Origin of the sequence: Listeria monocytogenes (genome assembly GCF_013282665.1) — a bacterium.
Classification (GTDB): domain Bacteria; phylum Bacillota; class Bacilli; order Lactobacillales; family Listeriaceae; genus Listeria; species Listeria monocytogenes_C.
Map to the genome: position 1 here is coordinate 2,429,262 of NZ_CP054041.1, position 20,830 is coordinate 2,450,091.

The window sequence follows — 20,830 nt, forward strand, 5'->3', positions numbered from 1 at the left end:
GAAAAAAGATTGAAAACGAGAATTATTACTGCAGTTGTTGCGCTTATATTTTTTATTCCATTCGTTGTCTACGGAGGAATTCCATTTGAACTATTAAGTATTTTACTAGCAACGATTGCTTTATATGAAGTACTTGTAATGACAAAACAACGAATTTTTTCGATGAATGGGATAATTACTTTACTATTAATGTGGTTAGTTGTCGTGCCAGATAGATATTTGGACTTTTTAGATACACTGCATATTACTGAAATGGAAGTTATTTTTATTTTAATGGCTTTATTACTTGCTAATACAGTATTTTCACGAAACAAATTCCATTTTGATCAAGTTGGTATCTGTATGGTTGCCGCTTTTTATACAGGATTTGGTTTTCATTACTTAGCGTTAACTCGTGAAGCTGGATTAATGTATGTACTTTTTGCTTTATTTATTGTTTGGTCTACTGATACTGGTGCTTATTTTATTGGAAGAGCAATTGGGAAGCATAAATTAGCTCCGAATGTTAGCCCGAACAAAACAGTCGAAGGATTTATCGGTGGGATTGTATGTGCACTTGTCATTGCTGGAGGCTTTTATTATTTTGCGGAGCTACCAGGAAATATGGCACTCGTACTAGCGCTTTTAGTCTTTCTTTCTATTTTTGGACAGCTTGGCGATTTGGTCGAGTCAGCTTTAAAACGCTTCTATGGTGTAAAAGATTCTGGGAAAATCTTACCAGGGCATGGTGGTATTTTAGACCGGTTTGATAGCTTGTTGTTCGTTTTACCTCTGCTACATATACTTCAAATTATTTAATTGGAGATGGGATAATGAAAAAAATTATTTTGCTAGGTGCAACTGGTTCTATTGGAACCCAAACACTTGCAATCATTCGTGATAACCCTGAGAAGTTTCAAGTTGTTGCGCTTAGTTTTGGGCGTAATATGGAACGTGGCAGGGCAATTATACAAGAGTTTAAACCAAAAATGGTCGCTGTTTGGCATACGAGAGATCGTGTGACATTAGAAGCAGAATTTCCAAATGTGAAATTTTTTAGTGGTTTAGAAGGACTTAGAGAAGTAGCAACCTATTTAGATGGAGATGTGCTTTTAAATGCAGTCATGGGGAGCGTTGGATTACTTCCTACATTAGATGCAATCGAGGCTGGGAAGACCATTGCAATTGCTAATAAAGAAACGCTTGTCACGGCTGGACATTTAGTCATGCGTGCGGCGAAAGAAAAAAACATTTCACTATTACCTGTTGATAGCGAACATTCTGCTATTTTACAAGCATTAAACGGAGAAAATACGGAAAGAATCGAAAAAATAGTTTTAACAGCGAGCGGTGGAAGTTTCCGAGATAAGACGAGGGAACAACTCAGCGAAGTTACGGTGAAAGAAGCGTTAAAGCATCCGAACTGGAATATGGGGAATAAATTAACAATTGATTCAGCAACGATGTTTAACAAAGGTTTGGAAGTGATGGAGGCACACTGGCTGTTTGGTGTGGACTACGATGATATAGAAGTCGTTATCCAGCGCGAAAGTATTATCCATTCTATGGTTCAGTTCGTGGATGGAAGTTTCATTGCGCAACTTGGTACACCAGATATGCGGATGCCAATTCAATACGCTTTAACCTATCCCGATAGACTTTATATACCGTATGAAAAAGAATTCCGGATTACTGATTTTTCCGCACTTCATTTTGAAAAAGTGGATTATGAAAGATTTCCGGCATTGAAACTCGCGTATAATGCTGGTAAAATAGGTGGAACAATGCCGACAGTTTTAAATGCAGCAAATGAAATTGCTGTTGCTGGCTTTTTGAATGGACAGGTGGCTTTTTATAATATTGAAGCACTTGTTGAAAATGCAATGAATCGTCATACTAGCATTTCTGATCCTGACTTGGATACCATTTTACAAGTCGATCAAGAAACACGCGCGTATGTAAAGACACTTTTATAGAGGTGAAGCTATTTTGACAACTATTATTGCTTTTATTTTCGTATTCGGACTGATTGTATTTTTCCATGAACTGGGACATTTTCTTTTTGCAAAACGTGCTGGAATCATGGTGAAAGACTTTTCAATCGGGTTCGGACCGAAAATTTTTGCTTATCGTAAAAAAGAAACACAATATACGATTCGCTTATTACCGATTGGTGGATACGTTCGGATGGCTGGGGAAGATGGCGAGGAAATCGAGCTAAAACCTGGTTACCGAGTAGGGCTTGAATTAACACCAGAAGAAACGGTTAGTAAAATTATTGTTAATGGGAAAGATCAATATGTCAATGCACAGCCAATCGAGGTTTCTCTCTGTGATTTAGAGAAAGAACTTTTCATTGAAGGCTACGAAGATTACGATGATACCAAAAAAGTTCGGTATCAGGTAGAACGTGATGCATTAGTCATTGACGGTAAAATCGAAACGATGATTACACCGTATGACCGTTCTTTTAATGCAAAATCTTTAGGAAACCGGGCAATGACCATTTTTGCTGGACCGCTTTTTAACTTTATTTTAGCTATTTTAATTTTCACAGCACTTGCTTTTGTACAAGGGGGCGTTCCGAGCACCGATAATACGCTTGGGAATGTTCTACCAGACGGAGCTGCTGCGGAAGCTGGTCTAAAAAAAGGGGATGAGGTTCTTTCCATCAATGGAAAAGAAACAAAATCTTGGACCGATATTGTTCAAAGTGTTTCGGAAAACCCCGGAAAAACGCTTGATTTCAAAATTGAGCGAGATGGTAAGACACAAGATATTGATGTCACACCAGTAACACAAAAAGAAAATGGTAAAGACGTAGGGAAAATCGGTGTAGAAACACCAATGGACTCCTCTTTTACTGCTAAAATAACGAATGGGTTTACGCAAACATGGAATTGGATTGTACAAATATTTACGATTCTAGGAAATATGTTTACTGGCGGATTTTCGCTCGATATGCTGAATGGTCCGGTGGGGATTTACACAAGCACGCAACAAGTCGTTCAATATGGCTTTATGACTGTATTAAACTGGACAGCTGTTTTAAGTATTAACTTAGGAATTGTTAACCTGCTACCGTTACCAGCACTAGACGGCGGACGTTTAATGTTCTTCTTATACGAACTCGTTCGCGGCAAACCAATTGATCCTAAAAAAGAGGGGATTATCCATTTTGCTGGATTTGCACTTTTAATGGTGCTGATGATTCTTGTGACATGGAACGATATTCAACGAGCATTTTTCTAAAAAGAGATACACTAATAAAGGGAAAAAGGGGTGTTTTAAATGCGTCAAACGATGACATTTATACCAACATTAAAAGAAGTCCCAGCAGATGCGGAAGTAAAGAGTCACCAATTACTTCTTCGTGCTGGTTTTATAAGACAAACAGCTAGTGGAATTTATAGTTATTTACCACTTGCAACATTGATGTTAAGAAAAATCGAAACAATTATCCGCGAAGAGTTAGAAGCAATTGGCGCTGCAGAACTATTAATGCCTGCCCTTCAACCAGCTGAACTTTGGCAAGAGTCTGGTCGTTGGAATGATTACGGTCCAGAATTAATGCGTCTAAAAGACCGAGCTTCTCGCGACTTTGCGCTTGGGCCAACACATGAAGAAGTTATTACGGCACTTTTACGTGATGAAGTTAAATCTTACAAACGTTTGCCACTTACTTTATACCAAATTCAAACAAAGTTCCGTGATGAAAAACGTCCACGCTTCGGTTTATTACGCGGTCGTGAATTCATTATGAAAGATGCGTATTCTTTCCATGCAACAAGTGAAAGTTTAGATGAAGTGTATAACTTAATGCACCAAGCTTATTCGAATATCTTTACTCGTTGTGGGCTTGAATTCCGTTCTGTTATCGCGGATTCTGGTTCTATCGGCGGGAATGAATCCAAAGAATTTATGGCGTTATCTGATATTGGTGAAGATACAATTGCTTATAGTGATGCTTCTGATTATGCAGCCAACACTGAAATGGCGCCAGTTTTATATATGGAGAAAAAATCGCATGAACTGGAGAAAGAATTAGAGAAAGTCGCTACTCCAGATCAAAAATCGATTGCTGATATTGTTGAGTTTTTAGAAGTACCCATTGAAAAAACAATGAAATCGATGCTTTATCAAGTGGATGAAGAAGTTATTATGGTTCTCGTTCGCGGCGACCATGAAGTGAATGATATTAAAATCAAAAATGCTTTAGATGCAACCAATGTAGAATTAGTCGATCCAGCAGTTGCTGTAGAATTATTAGGAGCAAATTTTGGTTCTCTAGGGCCAATCAATGTTCCTGAAAATACGCGTGTTTTTGCGGATAATGCGGTAAAAGACATTGTTAACGCCGTAGTGGGTGCAAATGAAGATGGTTTCCACTATATCAATGTGAATCCGGATCGTGATTTCACTGTAACAAGCTATTTTGATTTACGTATGATTCAAGTTGGCGATCTATCTCCAGATGGCCAAGGTGTCATCAAATTTGCTGAAGGTATCGAAGTAGGTCATATTTTCAAACTTGGAACGAAATATAGTCAAGCAATGAATGCCACTATATTAGATGAAAATGGTCGTGCACAGCCAATCATTATGGGTTGTTACGGAATTGGCGTATCACGTATTTTATCTGCCATTGCGGAACAATCGAATGATGAAAATGGTTTTGTGTGGGACAAACAAATTAGTCCGTTTGATTTGCATTTAATTCCTGTTAATATGAAGAGCGAAGAACAAGTTGCTTTTGCAGAAACACTTTATACATCCTTACAAGATGCTGGCTTCAGTGTCTTAATCGATGATCGTGCGGAGCGAGCGGGCGTTAAGTTTGCAGACGCGGATTTAATCGGTTTACCAATTCGTATTACAGTTGGGAAAAAAGCAGCAGAAGGCGTTGTGGAAGTGAAAATCAGAAAAACTGGCGAAATGATTGAAGTTCGTCAAGATGAACTTCTAAACACGCTACCTATACTCTTTGGAGATAAATAATTTATTGAGCTATTCGTGCCAGATGAAACTCCACTCGTTCCTATAAAAAACGAGTTATGAGGGACATCTGGCTTTTATAAATTTGAATGAAGGGGTGTTATTCGGAATGACTGCGAAAGAGGAAGAAAAACAAGAACGATTTCAGCTGTTAATGACACAAATCGGTTTACAAGATGTAACAACCTACGAAGAATTTACAAAAGATGCTAAAATCGAAAAACTAGTTGCCGATAAGAAAAATAAAACATGGCAATTTCATTTACATGTTCCACAAATTTTTCCAGCAGCACTTTTCCATATGATGGATGTTGGAATGAAGCGAGCATTCAGCCAAATTGCAGAAACAGAAATGCAAATAGTTCCAGAAAATCAAACAATCAATGAAGCGCTCATTCAAGATTATTGGAACATCATTGTAGAGCCGATTGGAAAGCAGTCCCCGATGATTGGAAAACTTTTGATGGAGCAAAAACCTACATTTAAAGAACCTCATTTTATTGAATTAGCGGTTCATAATGATATGGAAGAAGCAACAATCCAACAACGATTCCAAGCAAAAATCATTGAAAGCTATGGAAAAGCTGGTTTCCCGCGTCTGGCAATGAAAATGCATATGCTAGATCAATCTGAAACCGAAGAATACAAAGCTTTTGCACAAGCCAAACAAGAAGAAGATCAGAAAAAAGCCGCAGAAGCTGTTCAAGTTATGCAAAAACGACAAGCAGAAGGACAAAGTGGCGGTGGAGCAGCTCCATTAACTGGTCCGTTCCAAATTGGTTACAAAATTAAAGATGAGGAAGAAGTGAAACGTCTTGGTGATATTTACGATGAAGAACGTCGTATTACCGTTCAAGGCTTAATCTTCGCGACGGAAATTAGAGAGCTACGCAGTGGTCGTAGTTTGTTACAATTCAAAATTACCGACTATACAAGTTCGATGATTATAAAAATGTTTTCTCGTGATAACGAGGATGCAGCAATGTTCCAAAACTTGAAAAAAGGTATGTGGGTTAAAGTACGAGGAAGTGTTCAAAATGATACTTTCGTACGGGATTTAATTATGATGGCACAAGATGTGAATGAAATTGCTGGAGTAAAACGTCTCGATACAGCGGAAGAAAAACGAGCAGAACTACATCTCCATTCTCCAATGAGTCAAATGGATGCTACGTCATCTGTAGATTCTCTGTTCAAACAAGCTGCTGATTGGGGGCACAAAGCGATTGCTATTACTGATCACTCTGTCGCGCAATCTTTCCCAGAAGCATATGGGGCAGGTCAAAAGTATGGCTTGAAAGTTATTTTTGGTATCGAAGCCAATCTAATAGATGATGGTGTTCCAATCGCTTATAACGATCAACATATCGCCCTGCAAGATGCAACATATTGCGTATTTGATGTGGAGACAACAGGATTGTCCGCTGTTTACGATACGATTATCGAACTTGCTGGCGTAAAAATGAAGAATGGCGAAATTATCGATAAATTTGAAGCCTTTATTGACCCTGGTCACCCGCTTTCTGCAACTACCATTAATCTAACTGGTATTACAGATGATATGGTCAAAGGTTCTGATCCAATTGATGTAGTTTTAAAACGATTTAAAGAATGGAGTGGCGATGACATTCTTGTGGCTCACAACGCTTCATTTGACATGGGCTTTATTAACACGGCTTATGAAAAAGTTGGACTAGAAAAGGCAGAAAATGCGGTTGTCGATACATTAGAATTAGCTCGTTTTCTTTATCCACATTTTAAAAATCACCGCTTGAATACCTTAACCAAGAAATTCAATATTATTCTTGAACAACATCACCGAGCTGTTTTTGATGCGGAAGCTACAGCATATTTGGCTTGGAAGTTAATTAAAGATGCAAAAGAAATGCACGATATTGATTTCCATGATTCTCTAAATGATTATATGGGAGAAGGCGATGCATACAAACGTGCGCGACCATTCCATGCGACGATTTATGCACAAACAGCCGTTGGTTTGAAGAATCTTTTCAAATTAATTACGATGTCGAATATTAATTACTTTTACCGGGTACCTCGTATTCCTCGCTCACAGCTAAAGAAATTACGTGAAGGTTTAATAATTGGAACTGCTTGTAGCCAAGGAGAACTATTTGAAGCAATGATGCAAAAAGGGATGCAAGCGGCAGAAAAAGTAGCAGAATTCTATGATTTCATTGAAGTTCAACCGAAGCCAGTCTATGCACCGCTGATTGAGCGGGAACTTGTTCGTGATGAAAAAGCGCTAGAAGAAATATTGAAAAATATTGTTCGTGTTGGTGAAAAAACTGGAAAACCAGTTGTTGCAACTGGTAACGTCCATTACAAAGACCCAGTGGATAAAATTTATCGGAAAATCTTGATTCATTCGCAAGGTGGAGCTAACCCTCTAAATCGTGCTGAATTACCAGATGTCCATTTCCGCACAACAGATGAAATGTTGAAAGAATTCGCTTTCCTCGGTGAAGAAAAAGCAAAAGAAATTGTTGTAACGAATTCGAATTTAGTGGTTGATTGGATGGAAGATCTTAAACCAATCAAAGACGAATTATACACACCGAAGATTGATGGCGCAGAAGATGAAGTTCGGAATATGAGTTATGAAATGGCGCACCAATTGTACGGTGAGAATTTACCGGAAATCGTGGAAGCTCGACTTGAAAAAGAACTGAAAAGTATTATTGGCCACGGATTTGCGGTTATTTATCTTATTTCACATAAACTGGTTAAGAAATCGCTTGTAGATGGCTATCTCGTAGGTTCGCGGGGGTCGGTCGGTTCTTCTTTCGTTGCTACAATGACAGAAATTACCGAAGTAAACCCACTTCCACCGCATTATCTTTGTCCGAATTGTAAGGCTTCTGAGTTCTTTGATGATGGTTCAGTTGGTTCGGGTTTTGACTTACCTGATAAAGATTGCCCACACTGCGGAACCGCTTATCAAAAAGAAGGACAAGATATTCCATTTGAAACTTTCTTAGGATTTAAAGGTGATAAAGTACCCGATATCGATTTGAACTTCTCAGGAGATTATCAACCGGTAGCCCATGCTTATACAAAAGAAATTTTTGGTGAGGACTACGTTTTCCGTGCGGGGACGATTGGTACTGTTGCAGAGAAAACCGCTTTTGGTTATGTTCGAAATTATGAGCGCGATATGAATATGACTATTCGCGGGGCAGAAATTGATCGACTAGTAGCCGGTTGTACAGGCGTTAAACGTACTACTGGTCAGCATCCAGGTGGTATTATCGTTATTCCTGATTATATGGATGTATACGATTTTACACCGGTACAGTTCCCAGCAGATGCCACGGACTCGGAATGGAAAACGACCCATTTTGACTTCCACTCGATTCATGATAATGTATTAAAACTCGATATACTTGGACACGATGATCCGACTGCTATCCGGATGTTACAGGATTTAAGCGGTATTGATCCAAAAACAATCCCAACCGATGACCCAGATGTAATGAAACTTTTTGGGTCGACTGAGTCACTTGGTGTTAAACCAGCAGACATTGATTCCAAAACAGGGACGCTCGGAATTCCCGAATTTGGGACGCGTTTCGTACGACAAATGTTAGAACAAACAAAGCCAACCACGTTTTCTGAGCTAGTCCAAATCTCTGGTCTTTCCCATGGGACGGATGTCTGGCTTGGAAATGCAGAAGAATTAATCAAAAACAAAACCTGCGAACTGCCAGATGTAATTGGTTGTCGTGATGATATTATGGTTTTCCTAATTTATCAAGGACTCGAAAGCTCGTTAGCCTTTAAAATTATGGAGTCTGTGCGTAAAGGTAAAGGGTTAACAGATGAAATGGAAGAAGCGATGATGGCGAATAAAGTGCCGCTTTGGTACATTGAATCATGTAAAAAAATCAAGTACATGTTCCCGAAAGCCCATGCAGCTGCTTACGTTTTGATGGCTGTACGGATTGCTTATTTCAAAGTACATTATCCACTTTACTTCTATGCGACTTATTTCACCGTTCGTGCGGATGATTTTGATTTAACATCGATGGTAAACGGAAAAGAAGCCGTGAAAGCAACGATGAAAGAAGTAAATGATAAAGGGATGGAAGCTTCAACCAAAGAGAAAAACTTATTAACTGTTCTAGAAATTGCGAATGAAATGCTTGCTCGCGGTTTCCATTTCCAAAAAGTCGATTTATACAAATCGTCTGCGGATGAATTCCTGATTGATGGAGATTCGCTTATTCCGCCGTTTAACGCGATTCCGAGCCTTGGAACAAACGTAGCGAAACAAATTGTAGCTGCACGCGAAAATGGGGAATTTTTATCCAAAGAAGACTTACAACAACGAGGAAAAGTATCCAAAACAATCATCCAGTACATGGATGATCAAGGATGTTTGGAAGGATTGCCTGATCAAAATCAGTTGTCGCTATTCTAAAAATGGGCAAAACTTGCTTGTAGTCACAATTTGTGATAAACTTATTTAAGAAATACTACGATAACTCAGCCAAGCGTGGGCCAATGCCCACGCTTTCGTTTTGCAAATCTGTCAAAGAGTCACCTGTGGCAGAAGTAGGGGACGAATTAGCTGGAAAAGCGTATCTCTTAAGGAGGCTGAAATGAGTAAAGTACTAGAACAAGTAGAAGCAATTGTTGCGCCAATCACGGACGAACTTCAACTAGAACTCGTAGATATTGTCTTTGAAAAAGAAGGCCCAAATTGGTTTTTACGAATTTTTATTGACAAAGATGGTGGCGTAGATATCGATGAATGCGCAGCCGTGAGCGAAAAAGTTAGTGAGAAAATGGACGAAAATGATCCCATTACACAAAACTACTTTTTAGAAGTATCTTCACCTGGTGCTGAACGTCCACTGAAGAAAGAGCAAGATTTTGAAAATGCGGTAAGTAAATATGTTCACGTCACTTCCTATGAGCCAATTGACGGTCGTAAAATGTGGGAAGGAACGCTTGTTAGTTATGACGGCACAACACTCGTTATTACTATCACGGATAAAACACGCAAAATCACTTGTGAAATTCCTAAAGACAAAGTAGCCAAAGCAAGACTTGCAATTCAATTTTAAAAAGCAAAAAATAAGGAGCTGAATAAAAAATGAGCACAGAATTATTAGATGCTCTTCATGTGTTAGAACATGATAAAGGTATTTCAAGAGAGGTTTTAGTAGAAGCAATTGAAGCTGCTCTTACATCCGCATATAAAAGAAACTTCAAAGATGCACAAAACGTACGCGTAGATTTAAATATGGAAAACGGTTCTATCCGTGTTTTAGCTAGAAAAGAAGCAGTAGAACAAGTATTTGATTCTCGTCTTGAAATCTCTATGGAAGAAGCACACAAACTGAATCCAGTATACAAACCAGGTGACGTAGTGGAGCTTGAAGTAACGCCAAAAGATTTTGGACGTATTGCAGCTCAAACAGCAAAACAAGTTGTGACGCAACGTGTTCGTGAAGCGGAACGTGGCATCATTTACGATGAATTTATCGACCGTGAAGACGACATTATGACTGGTATCGTTGAGCGTCAAGATTCTCGTTTTATCTATGTAAACCTTGGTAAAATCGAAGCTATCTTGTCTCAAAACGAACAAATGCCAAACGAAACTTATCATGCACATGATCGCATCAAAGTATATTTAACAAAAGTAGAGAAAACGACAAAAGGGCCACAAATTTTTGTATCCCGTACACATCCTGGATTACTGAAGCGTCTTTTTGAAATGGAAGTTCCAGAAATCTATGATGGTGTTGTAGAAATCAAATCTGTTGCACGTGAAGCGGGAGATCGTTCAAAAATCTCTGTCTACACAGCAAATGAAGAAGTTGATCCAGTTGGCGCATGTGTCGGACCAAAAGGTGCACGTGTCCAAACAATCGTCAATGAACTTAAAGGTGAAAAAATTGATATCGTGGAATGGTCAGAAGATCCTTTCACATTCGTAGCTAATGCACTTAGCCCTTCCAAAGTGTTAGATGTTATTGTGAACGAAGCAGACCAAGCAACAACGGTAATCGTACCAGACTATCAGTTATCACTAGCAATTGGTAAACGTGGTCAAAACGCTCGTTTAGCAGCAAAACTAACTGGTTGGAAAATTGATATTAAAAGTGAAACAGTTGCAACTGAGCTAGGCATCTACCCTCGTAATAACGTAGAAACGCCAGAAGTGGAAGAAGTAGAGAGCGAAACTTTTACAGAAGATGAAGAGTAAAAAGGAGAATTATCATGCGTAATAAAAAAATCCCCCTTCGAAAATGTATTATTACCGGTGAACGCTTGCCAAAAGGCGAACTTCTTCGTATTGCGTATTCGAAAGACGGAGCGCTTACGATAGATCCTACAGGCAAAGCACCTGGACGTGGTTTCTACATTGTTAAAAGTGTAGAAGCATGTGAAAAAGCGAAAAAGAAAAACGCTATTTTTCACCAACTAAAAATGCCGGAACAAGAGTCCTTTTATGATGAGTTAATTACTTATGTGAAGTCTCTCGAGGAACCAACGAATGGATAAAAAAGCACTTTCCTTATTAGGCCTCGCTAACCGAGCACGTAAAATTACCACTGGTGAAGAATTAGTACTAAAAGCAGTTAGAAATGGGAAAGCAAAAATGGTTCTCATTTCAGAAGATATATCCGAAAAAACCGAGAAAACAATCCGCAACAAGTGTGAATACTACAATGTTGTCGTGAAAAAAGCCGGTACCCGGGAAATGATAGGGGGTGCAATCGGCAAAGACACACGTGCAATCGTTGCAATACTTGATAAAGGATTTGCTATTAAATTAGCAGAATTACTCGGTTGAATCTTATACGGAGGTGTACGACATGAGTAAAGTTCGTGTATATGAATATGCAAAAGAACATCAAGTATCAAGCAAAAAAGTCATTGAAGCATTAAAAGACTTAGGTATTGAAGTGGCAAACCATATGTCCACTATTAATGAAAATGCATTAAGACAATTAGATAATGCCATTGATGGCACAAATAAAAAAGCCGAAGCACCAAAGAAAGAAACTACTAGCAACGAAAATGGAAATAGTAAGGGGCCAAACAAACCAAATATGACAAATAGTAATGAAAAGTCGAATAAACCAAATAAACCAGCAGGACAAGCTAATAAACCAGCAACTGCAAACAAAAGCCAAGGCGCAAAACCAGCTACAAACAAACCAGCAAATACAGGGAACCAAACACAATCTAGTGGTAACCAACAAGCTGGCGGACAAAAACGTAACAATAATAACAACAGTAATCGTCCAGGAGGCGGCAATCCGAATCGTCCAGGCGGAAATAATCGTCCGAATCGCGGCGGCAATTTTAATAATAAAGGACGTAACACGAAGAAAAAAGGGAAACTAAACCACAGTACAGTACCACCAACTCCGCCAAAACCAAAAGAACTTCCTGAAAAAATCGTTTTCAGCGAATCTCTAACAGTAGCGGAATTAGCGAAAAAATTATACAGAGAACCATCTGAACTAATCAAAAAATTATTTATGCTTGGTGTTGTTGCAACAATTAACCAATCATTAGATAAAGATGCAATCGAACTAATTTGTGATGACTACGGTGTGCAAGTAGAAGAAGAAATTAAAGTCGATGTAACAGATTTAGATGTGTACTTTGAAAATGAACTAAATGAAGCGATTGATGAGACTAAACTTGTTGAACGCCCACCAGTTGTTACTATTATGGGACACGTTGACCATGGTAAAACAACATTACTAGATTCCCTTCGTAATACAAAAGTTACTTTAGGAGAAGCTGGTGGTATCACCCAACATATCGGTGCTTACCAATTAGAAATTCATGACAAAAAAATCACTTTCCTTGATACGCCGGGACATGCTGCCTTTACAGCAATGCGTGCTCGTGGTGCGCAAATTACGGACATTACGATTTTAGTTGTAGCAGCAGATGATGGTGTTATGCCACAAACAATTGAAGCAATCAACCATGCAAAAGCTGCGGGAATGCCGATTATTGTTGCTGTTAATAAAATTGATAAACCACAAGCAAACCCAGACCGTGTAATGCAAGAATTAACTGAGTATGAATTAGTTCCAGAAGCTTGGGGCGGCGATACTATTTTCGCACCAATCTCAGCTAAATTCGGCGAAGGTCTTGAAAACTTATTAGATATGATTTTACTTGTATCTGAAGTAGAGGAATTAAAAGCAAATCCTGATCGTCGTGCTATCGGTTCTGTCATCGAAGCAGAACTTGATAAAGGCCGTGGACCAGTTGCGACTTTACTAGTACAAGACGGAACACTTAATATCGGAGATCCAATTGTTGTTGGTAACACGTTTGGGCGTGTTCGTGCAATGGTCAATGATTTAGGTCGTCGCGTGAAAAAAGTAGGACCTAGTACACCAGTTGAAATCACTGGATTAAATGATGTGCCACAAGCCGGCGATCGCTTTGTTGTTTTTGAAGATGAAAAAACAGCAAGAAATATTGGTGAAACTCGTGCAAGCCGTGCGTTAGTAGCACAACGTTCTGCAACAAACCGTGTAAGTTTAGACAACTTATTTGAACATATGAAAGCTGGCGAAATGAAAGAAGTGAACGTTATTATTAAAGCAGACGTTCAAGGTTCTGTAGAAGCTCTTGCTGCATCACTTCGTAAAATTGATGTAGAGGGTGTTAACGTTAAAATCATTCATACTGCAGTTGGAGCTATCAATGAGTCAGATATCACACTTGCAGCAGCTTCTAATGCCATTATTATTGGATTTAATGTTCGTCCAACAGCTCAAGCGCGTGAAGCAGCAGAAAACGAAAGTGTAGACATTCGTTTGCACCGTGTTATCTATAAAGCCATTGATGAAATTGAAGCAGCGATGAAAGGGATGCTTGATCCAGAATTCCAAGAAAAAATTATTGGTCAAGCGCAAGTTCGTCAAACAATCAATGTTTCTAAAGTGGGTACAATTGCCGGCTGTTACGTAACAGATGGTAAAATTACTCGTGATAGTGGTGTTCGTATTATCCGTGACGGAATCGTTGTCTTTGAAGGCGAAATTGCTACACTTAAACGCTTTAAAGATGATGCGAAAGAAGTTGCAAAAGGATACGAATGTGGTATCACCGTACAAAATTTCAACGATATCAAAGAAGACGATGTTATTGAAGCATACGTTATGGAAGAAATTGAAAGAAAATGATTCAATCAGTAATTAGTGAATTTTTCATGCAGGAACCACAAAACCTCAAAGAAAAACGCGCTATACTGCAACGAATTTTAACGAGAGCAAAACAAAAATTCAATATCTCCATTGCCGAAACGGATTATCAGGATTTATGGCAGCGAGCGGAAATTAGCTTTGCTATCGTATCTTCCTCGCACATCCAAGCAGAAAAAGAAGCCAGAGAAGTACTTACTTTTCTCGATTCTTTTCCTGAATGGGAACGCGCCGAGACAGTTATGGAGAAGGTATAAAAGAGGTGGATACAATTGAACGTAAGAGCAAATCGTGTCAGTGAGCAAATGAAAAAAGAATTGGGCGATATTTTAAATCGTAAAATTAAAGACCCACGCTTAGGTTTTGTTACTGTAACGGGAGTTGATGTTACTGGTGACTTACAAGAAGCTAAGGTGTTCATTTCCATTCTTGGTACCGATAAGGAAAAAGAAAATACGTTACTCGCACTTGCGAAAGCGCATGGCTTTATCCGCTCTGAAATCGGTCGTCGTATTCGACTTCGTAAAGTTCCAGAAATGTCTTTTGAAATAGATAATTCCATCGCTTACGGAAATCGAATCGATGAATTGCTTCGCGACTTAAATAACGATCAATAATCATAAAAGTTTAAGGCAGTCCCTTTATCTTCTCAGTCAAACGGGATGTAAGTGGGTCATTGCCTTAAACTTTTTTTCTTAGAAGGAGGAGCCGGATGAACGGTATTATCCCACTGTGGAAAGAACGCGGGATGACGAGTCATGATTGCGTTTTTAAATTAAGAAAAATACTACATACAAAAAAAGTAGGACACACTGGCACGCTGGATCCAGAAGTGGAGGGGGTACTTCCAATTTGTATCGGCCGTGCGACAAAACTCGCAGAATACGTAACAGATGAAGGGAAAGTCTACGTAGCAGAAATAACATTAGGTAAATCGACTACAACGGAAGATGCGACTGGTGAAACGGTTATGACCAAGGAATTAGTAGACATTTCTGCTGATGAACTTCAAGTCGCGCTCACTAAATTGACTGGAAAAATCACTCAAATTCCCCCTATGTTTTCTGCTGTAAAAGTCAATGGTAAGAAATTGTATGAATATGCAAGGGCTGGTATAGAGGTGGAACGCCCATCCAGGCAAGTGGATATTTATTCGTTAACTCGTTTAGATGGCGTGGCTACGCTAAATGAAGCAAATCCGACTTTTCAGTTAGAAATATCCTGTGGAAAAGGTACTTATATTCGTACGCTCGCAGTTATGATTGGCGAATTATTAGGATATCCAGCGCACATGTCCAAACTAGAACGGACTCGTAGTGGCTTTTTCAAAAAAGAAGATTGCTTAACGCTGGCAGAAATTGATGATATGATGCAAGCGAGTGATAGCAACTTTTTATATCCGCTGGAAAAAGGCATTGAATCCATGGCTAAATTAGTGATTGATGAAGAAATCCATGCGAAAGTTTTAAATGGCGGTCTTTTACCAAAATCGCTATTTAAAGAGGTGGAGAATGAGCCTCGTGCTGCGCTTATTTTCAAAGATAAATTAACAGCAATTTACAAACCTCACCCAGAGAAAAATGACCTTTGGAAACCAGAAAAAGTCATCGAGTTACATCAAGCATAGTTATTGCGACCATAGCTTTCTTATATTATGATATGAGAGGAATTCGAATTTAGAGGAGAAGTGGCAAAAATGAAGACGATATACTTACATCATCCGATTACAACAGATGAATGGACTAGCATAAAAAAAGTAATGGCGCTTGGTTTTTTCGATGGCGTGCATTTAGGTCATCAAGCAGTCATTAAACAAGCGAAACAAATTGCGAAACAAAAAGGCCTTCAAACAGCAGTATTAACCTTTGATCCGCACCCGTCTGTCGTTTTAAGCAATATTCGCAAACAAGTAAAATACCTTACACCACTTGAAGATAAAGTGGAAAAAATGGCTGAGCTTGGTGTAGATATTATGTATGTAGTCCGCTTTACTACACAGTTTTCCGAATTATCACCACAATCTTTTGTCGATAATTACTTAGTCGCTTTAAACGTGGAACATGTGGTAGCTGGTTTTGACTATTCTTACGGTAAAAAAGGCGAAGGTAAAATGACTGATTTAGCTAAATATGCTGATGGTCGTTTTGAAGTGACGATTGTTGATAAACAAACTGCTGCAAGTGATAAAATTAGCTCGACAAATATCAGACGTGCGATTACAGAAGGTGAGCTAGAAGAAGCAAATCAACTGCTAGGCTATCCATATACAACAAAAGGAACCGTCATTCACGGAGATAAACGCGGTAGAACAATTGGTTTCCCAACAGCGAATATCCGCGTAAAGGAAGATTACTTGATTCCAAAGCTTGGTGTCTATGCAGTGAAATTCCGCGTGAACGGGGAAACGCATTTGGGGATGGCTAGCATTGGCTACAATATCACGTTTAAAGACGATCAAGCGCTATCCATTGAAGTGTATATTCTAGATTTCCACCGCGAAATTTACGGCGAAGAAGCAGAAATCGAATGGTATCAATTTTTCCGTCCAGAACTTAAATTTAACGGTGTAGAAGGTTTGATTGCCCAGTTAGAAAAAGACGAACAAGATACAAGAGCATTTTTTGCTAATTTAGGAGATTAAACGACTATTTTTGCTTGCTTTTGGAGGCTAAATAGTGTATCTTTAAATCTGTACGAACAGAACCATTACTTGGCTTTTGCGACTCACCGACGCTTGGCTCAGTAATCGGGGATATTTTAGAAGGAGGTGGAAAGAAATGGCTTTAACTCAAGAACGCAAAAATGAAATTATTGCAGAGTACCGTGTCCATGATACAGATACTGGTTCACCAGAAGTACAAATCGCTGTATTAACTGCTGAAATCAATAGCTTAAATGAACACGTTCGCGTACACAAAAAAGATCATCACTCTTACCGTGGATTAATGAAAATGGTAGGTCACCGTCGTAACCTATTAACTTACCTACGTAAAAAAGATGTTCAACGTTACCGCGAACTTATCAAACGTTTAGGTTTACGTCGATAAAAACCAGACGAAAGCGGGATACCAAAAGTTCCCGCTTTTTTTTGAGTATTAAGTACACTAAATTTTGGAAAACACGCCGCAGAAATGAAACTTTATCGCATGAATCCAAAAACGTGCTCTAGAAAATTGCTATTTTTAGTAGGTTTTTGGATTCATGTGTGCTTTAGAAAATCTAAAGTGTGCGTGAACATTCTTATGCATGGTAAAGTTTCTGGTTCGTGTTTTTCCTAATCAAAGGAGATTAAATTATGTCTGAAAAACAAGTGTTTTCAACAGAATGGGCAGGTAAAACATTATCTGTTGAAGTAGGTCAATTAGCAAAACAAGCAAGTGGAGCAGCATTAATTCGTTACGGAGATACGGTCGTTTTAACAGCAGCAGTAGGTTCTAAAAAACCACGTCCAGGCGACTTTTTTCCACTAACAGTTAACTATGAAGAAAAAATGTATTCCGTTGGTAAAGTTCCCGGTGGATTTTTAAAACGTGAAGGACGTCCTAGTGATCGTGCGACATTAACAGCACGTCTCATTGACCGTCCAATCCGTCCATTATTTGCAGAAGGTTTCCGTAATGAAGTTCAAATTACATCTACTGTATTTAGTGTGGATCAAGATTGTTCTCCAGAAATGGCAGCAATGCTTGGCTCTTCTGTAGCATTAGTTATTTCCGATATTCCATTTGAAGGACCGATCGCTGGTGTGGATGTGGGTCGTATTGATGGGAAATACGTTATCAACCCAACTATCGAGCAAACAGAAAAAAGCGATATTAGCTTAACCGTTGCAGGAACTTACGATGCTATCAACATGGTAGAAGCTGGAGCAAAAGAAGTTTCAGAAGAAGCAATGCTTGAAGCAATCATGTTTGGTCACGAAGAAATTAAACGCCTTTGTGAATTCCAACAACAAATCATCGCTGCAGTTGGTAAAGAAAAACGCGAAATTGAACTTTTCGTAAGCGATCCTGAACTTGAAGCAGAAGTAAAAGCAGCAAGTGAAGGTAAAATGAAAGCAGCTATCAAAACAGAAGAGAAAAAAGCACGTGAAGCTGCAATTGAAGATGTAAAAGAAGAAATTTTAGAAAGCTATAAAGCAAAAGAATTAGAAAACGAAGCAGAAATTCTTGGCGAAGTAGCTCATATTCTTGAAATGATTGAAAAAGACGAAATGCGTCGTTTGATTTCTCAAGATAAAATCCGTCCAGATGGTCGTAAAGTAAACGAAATTCGTCCACTTTCTTCTGAAGTTGGTATGCTTCCTCGTGTCCATGGTTCTGGTTTATTCACTCGTGGCCAAACTCAAGCTCTAAGCGTATGTACACTGGCACCGCTTCGTGAACACCAAATCATTGATGGTTTAGGGACCGAAGAATACAAACGTTTTATGCACCATTATAATTTCCCGCAATTTAGTGTTGGAGAAACTGGTCCTCGTCGTGCTCCAGGTCGTCGTGAAATCGGTCATGGTGCGTTAGGTGAACGTGCGTTACAATATGTTATTCCTTCCGAAGAGGAATTCCCGTACACAATCCGTCTAGTATCAGAAGTTCTTGAATCAAACGGATCTAGCTCTCAAGCAAGTATTTGTGGTTCTACACTTGCAATGCTTGATGCTGGTGTTCCGATTAAAGCGCCAGTTGCAGGTATCGCAATGGGTCTTGTAAAACTTGGCGATGATTACACCATTCTTTCTGATATCCAAGGTATGGAAGATCACTTTGGCGATATGGACTTTAAAGTTGCTGGAACAAAAGATGGTATCACAGCACTTCAAATGGACATCAAAATCGATGGCTTAAGCCGTCAAATTTTGGACGAAGCATTGACACAAGCAAAAGAAGGTCGCTTACACATTCTAGAACACTTAACTAGCACAATTAGCGCGCCACGTGAAGAACTTTCTGCTTATGCTCCAAAAATCATTACACTGAACATCAAACCTGAGAAAATCAAAGATGTTATCGGGCCTGGTGGAAAACAAATCAATGCAATTATTGATGAAACTGGCGTAAAAATTGATATCGAACAAGATGGTACAGTGTACATTGCTTCTCAAGATCAAGCAATGAACCGTAAAGCAATTGCTATCATCGAAGACATCGTTCGTGAAGTAGAAGTGGGAGAAGTTTACACAGGGAAAGTTCGCCGTATCGAAAAATTTGGCGCATTTGTTGAATTATTCAAAGGTACAGATGGCTTAGTTCACATTTCTGAATTAGCACATGAACGTGTTGGTAAAGTAGAAGATATCCTAAAACTAGGTGATGAAGTTACTGTTAAAGTTATCGAAGTAGACCAACAAGGTCGCGTTAACTTATCACGTAAAGCTTTGCTTGAGAAAAAAGAACAACCAGAAGGCGATAAAAAACCACAAGCAGAGAAAAAATTCTATCCTAAAACGAAAAAACCAGAATCTAAATAACAAAAAAAGCAAGTAGCCTGAGCTACTTGCTTTTTTTACTATTTTTTTGGACGTGTTTTTAAATGTGTCCGAAGTGATTTTTGAATAACTTTCCAGCGGTCACGTTCTTGTCTTGCAAGAGCAGGACTATTTTTTCGGGCGTGATAAGCCATTTCTCGCTGCAATTTTAACCAATTTTCGTAGTGTTGCATCGTTAAGTTGCCATCTTCTAATGCTGCTTGGACAGCGCAACCTGGTTCTTGTGTGTGTGTGCAATCGTGAAAACGACATCCTTCAGCCAAGTCCTCTACATCCGAGAAAGTGGTTTCTAACCCAGCTTGGTTAAAACCAACACCGAATTCACGCATTCCAGGTGTATCAATCACAATCCAACCGTTCATAAGCAAATGCATTTCTCTATGTGTCGTCGTATGTTTTCCTTTACTATCATCTTCGCGGATACCAGCAGTTTTCATTAAATCAGTACCTGCTAGCGAATTAATAAAAGAAGATTTCCCGACACCAGAAGAGCCAAGCAAGACAAGTGTACTATTCGGCTTTAAATCACGTTTTAAAGCTTCAAAACCGTGATGTGATAAATTATCCACATAGTAAGCTGGAACGCCATAAGCAACTGTCTCGAGCTGCTGAGTATAGGCTGTTAAATCTTCCACTAAGTCTGCTTTTGTTAAAATGATAATCGGTGTTGCGCTGCTATCCCAAGCAACCGTTAAATAACGCTCTAATCGATTTAAATTAAAGTCATGATTCAAACTCATCACAATGAGCGCATAATCAAAATTTGCGGCAATCAATTGTTCTTCTGAGTCTTTATTCATTCGAGAAAAGACCGTTTTACGCTCCAGTACAGAGAGTATTTGCGAATCGCTGCTGACCTCTACAAAATCACCAACAGCGGGAAGGGAAGTAGAGGATAGCTCATAAAAATTTCCACGTTTCAATGATGCTAAAAATTCTTCATTCTCCGTAATAACGCGATAATAATCTCTAAATACCGCCGTCACTCTACCATAAGAGGACGTAGCAGCTATCTTTTGTTCTTTAAAAAAATTTGTGAAACCGTATTGTTCTAATATCAATGTTTTCGCTCCTTTGTAGTTGGGAGCATTCTATAGGCAAAATACCCCCGTATTAATTATGAGGTTTTCCATTTCTACAATTGCCATAATTCATC

At 38.9% G+C, this 20,830-nt stretch carries 17 protein-coding genes; 16 read left to right on the forward strand and 1 reads right to left on the reverse strand.

Annotated elements, in window-relative coordinates:
• Nucleotides 1-9 precede the first annotated feature (9 nt).
• The 16 genes from HRK21_RS12285 (at nt 10) to pnp (ending at nt 19,656) form a co-directional block, all read left to right on the forward strand.
• Complete coding sequence (locus tag HRK21_RS12285; RefSeq protein ID WP_003738846.1) at nt 10-798, forward strand: phosphatidate cytidylyltransferase; 789 nt, start codon at nt 10-12, stop codon at nt 796-798.
• 14 nt (nt 799-812) lie between these two features.
• Nucleotides 813-1,955 (forward strand): 1-deoxy-D-xylulose-5-phosphate reductoisomerase, encoded by a 1,143-nt coding sequence (locus HRK21_RS12290; RefSeq protein WP_003738847.1) that lies wholly within the window; start codon nt 813-815, stop codon nt 1,953-1,955.
• A 13-nt stretch (nt 1,956-1,968) separates the two neighbouring features.
• A complete protein-coding gene (gene rseP / locus HRK21_RS12295) occupies nt 1,969-3,231 on the forward strand; it encodes an RIP metalloprotease RseP (RefSeq protein WP_003738848.1) in 1,263 nt (420 codons plus the stop codon).
• 39 nt (nt 3,232-3,270) lie between these two features.
• Nucleotides 3,271-4,977, forward strand: coding sequence for a proline--tRNA ligase (locus HRK21_RS12300; RefSeq protein WP_003738849.1), 1,707 nt, complete (start codon nt 3,271-3,273; stop codon nt 4,975-4,977).
• A 106-nt stretch (nt 4,978-5,083) separates the two neighbouring features.
• Nucleotides 5,084-9,415 (forward strand): PolC-type DNA polymerase III, encoded by a 4,332-nt coding sequence (locus HRK21_RS12305; RefSeq protein WP_003738850.1) that lies wholly within the window; start codon nt 5,084-5,086, stop codon nt 9,413-9,415.
• Between the two features lie 181 nt (nt 9,416-9,596).
• Nucleotides 9,597-10,064, forward strand: coding sequence for a ribosome maturation factor RimP (gene rimP, locus HRK21_RS12310; protein WP_003729921.1), 468 nt, complete (start codon nt 9,597-9,599; stop codon nt 10,062-10,064).
• 29 nt (nt 10,065-10,093) lie between these two features.
• Nucleotides 10,094-11,212, forward strand: a complete 1,119-nt coding sequence (gene nusA / locus HRK21_RS12315; RefSeq protein ID WP_069888870.1) for a transcription termination factor NusA — start codon at nt 10,094-10,096, stop codon at nt 11,210-11,212.
• Nucleotides 11,213-11,226: 14 nt separating this feature from the next.
• On the forward strand, nt 11,227-11,511 hold the full coding sequence (gene rnpM, locus HRK21_RS12320; protein WP_003729919.1) for an RNase P modulator RnpM: 285 nt from the start codon (nt 11,227-11,229) through the stop codon (nt 11,509-11,511).
• Entirely contained in the window at nt 11,504-11,803 is a 300-nt protein-coding gene (locus HRK21_RS12325; RefSeq protein WP_003729918.1) for a YlxQ family RNA-binding protein, read from the forward strand. The genes rnpM and HRK21_RS12325 overlap by 8 nt, the downstream gene beginning before the upstream one ends.
• A gap of 22 nt (nt 11,804-11,825) precedes the next feature.
• A complete protein-coding gene (gene infB / locus HRK21_RS12330) occupies nt 11,826-14,171 on the forward strand; it encodes a translation initiation factor IF-2 (protein WP_003738852.1) in 2,346 nt (781 codons plus the stop codon).
• Nucleotides 14,168-14,446: a DUF503 domain-containing protein gene (locus tag HRK21_RS12335; protein WP_070006637.1), complete on the forward strand. Its 279-nt coding sequence runs from the start codon at nt 14,168-14,170 to the stop codon at nt 14,444-14,446. The genes infB and HRK21_RS12335 overlap by 4 nt, the downstream gene beginning before the upstream one ends.
• A gap of 15 nt (nt 14,447-14,461) precedes the next feature.
• Nucleotides 14,462-14,806 (forward strand): 30S ribosome-binding factor RbfA, encoded by a 345-nt coding sequence (gene rbfA / locus HRK21_RS12340; protein WP_003719600.1) that lies wholly within the window; start codon nt 14,462-14,464, stop codon nt 14,804-14,806.
• A gap of 95 nt (nt 14,807-14,901) precedes the next feature.
• On the forward strand, nt 14,902-15,816 hold the full coding sequence (truB, locus tag HRK21_RS12345) for a tRNA pseudouridine(55) synthase TruB (protein ID WP_069888868.1): 915 nt from the start codon (nt 14,902-14,904) through the stop codon (nt 15,814-15,816).
• A 69-nt stretch (nt 15,817-15,885) separates the two neighbouring features.
• The gene (locus HRK21_RS12350) at nt 15,886-16,830 is read left to right on the forward strand and encodes a bifunctional riboflavin kinase/FAD synthetase (protein ID WP_003738855.1); all 945 of its coding nucleotides are present in this window, start codon (nt 15,886-15,888) and stop codon (nt 16,828-16,830) included.
• Between the two features lie 136 nt (nt 16,831-16,966).
• Entirely contained in the window at nt 16,967-17,236 is a 270-nt protein-coding gene (gene rpsO / locus HRK21_RS12355) for a 30S ribosomal protein S15 (protein WP_003719603.1), read from the forward strand.
• A gap of 248 nt (nt 17,237-17,484) precedes the next feature.
• The gene (gene pnp / locus HRK21_RS12360; protein WP_070006638.1) at nt 17,485-19,656 is read left to right on the forward strand and encodes a polyribonucleotide nucleotidyltransferase; all 2,172 of its coding nucleotides are present in this window, start codon (nt 17,485-17,487) and stop codon (nt 19,654-19,656) included.
• Between the two features lie 38 nt (nt 19,657-19,694).
• Here the strand turns inward: pnp and rsgA are convergent, their stop codons facing one another.
• Nucleotides 19,695-20,735: a ribosome small subunit-dependent GTPase A gene (rsgA, locus tag HRK21_RS12365; RefSeq protein ID WP_070006639.1), complete on the reverse strand. Its 1,041-nt coding sequence runs from the start codon at nt 20,733-20,735 to the stop codon at nt 19,695-19,697.
• Between the last annotated feature and the right edge of the window lie 95 nt (nt 20,736-20,830).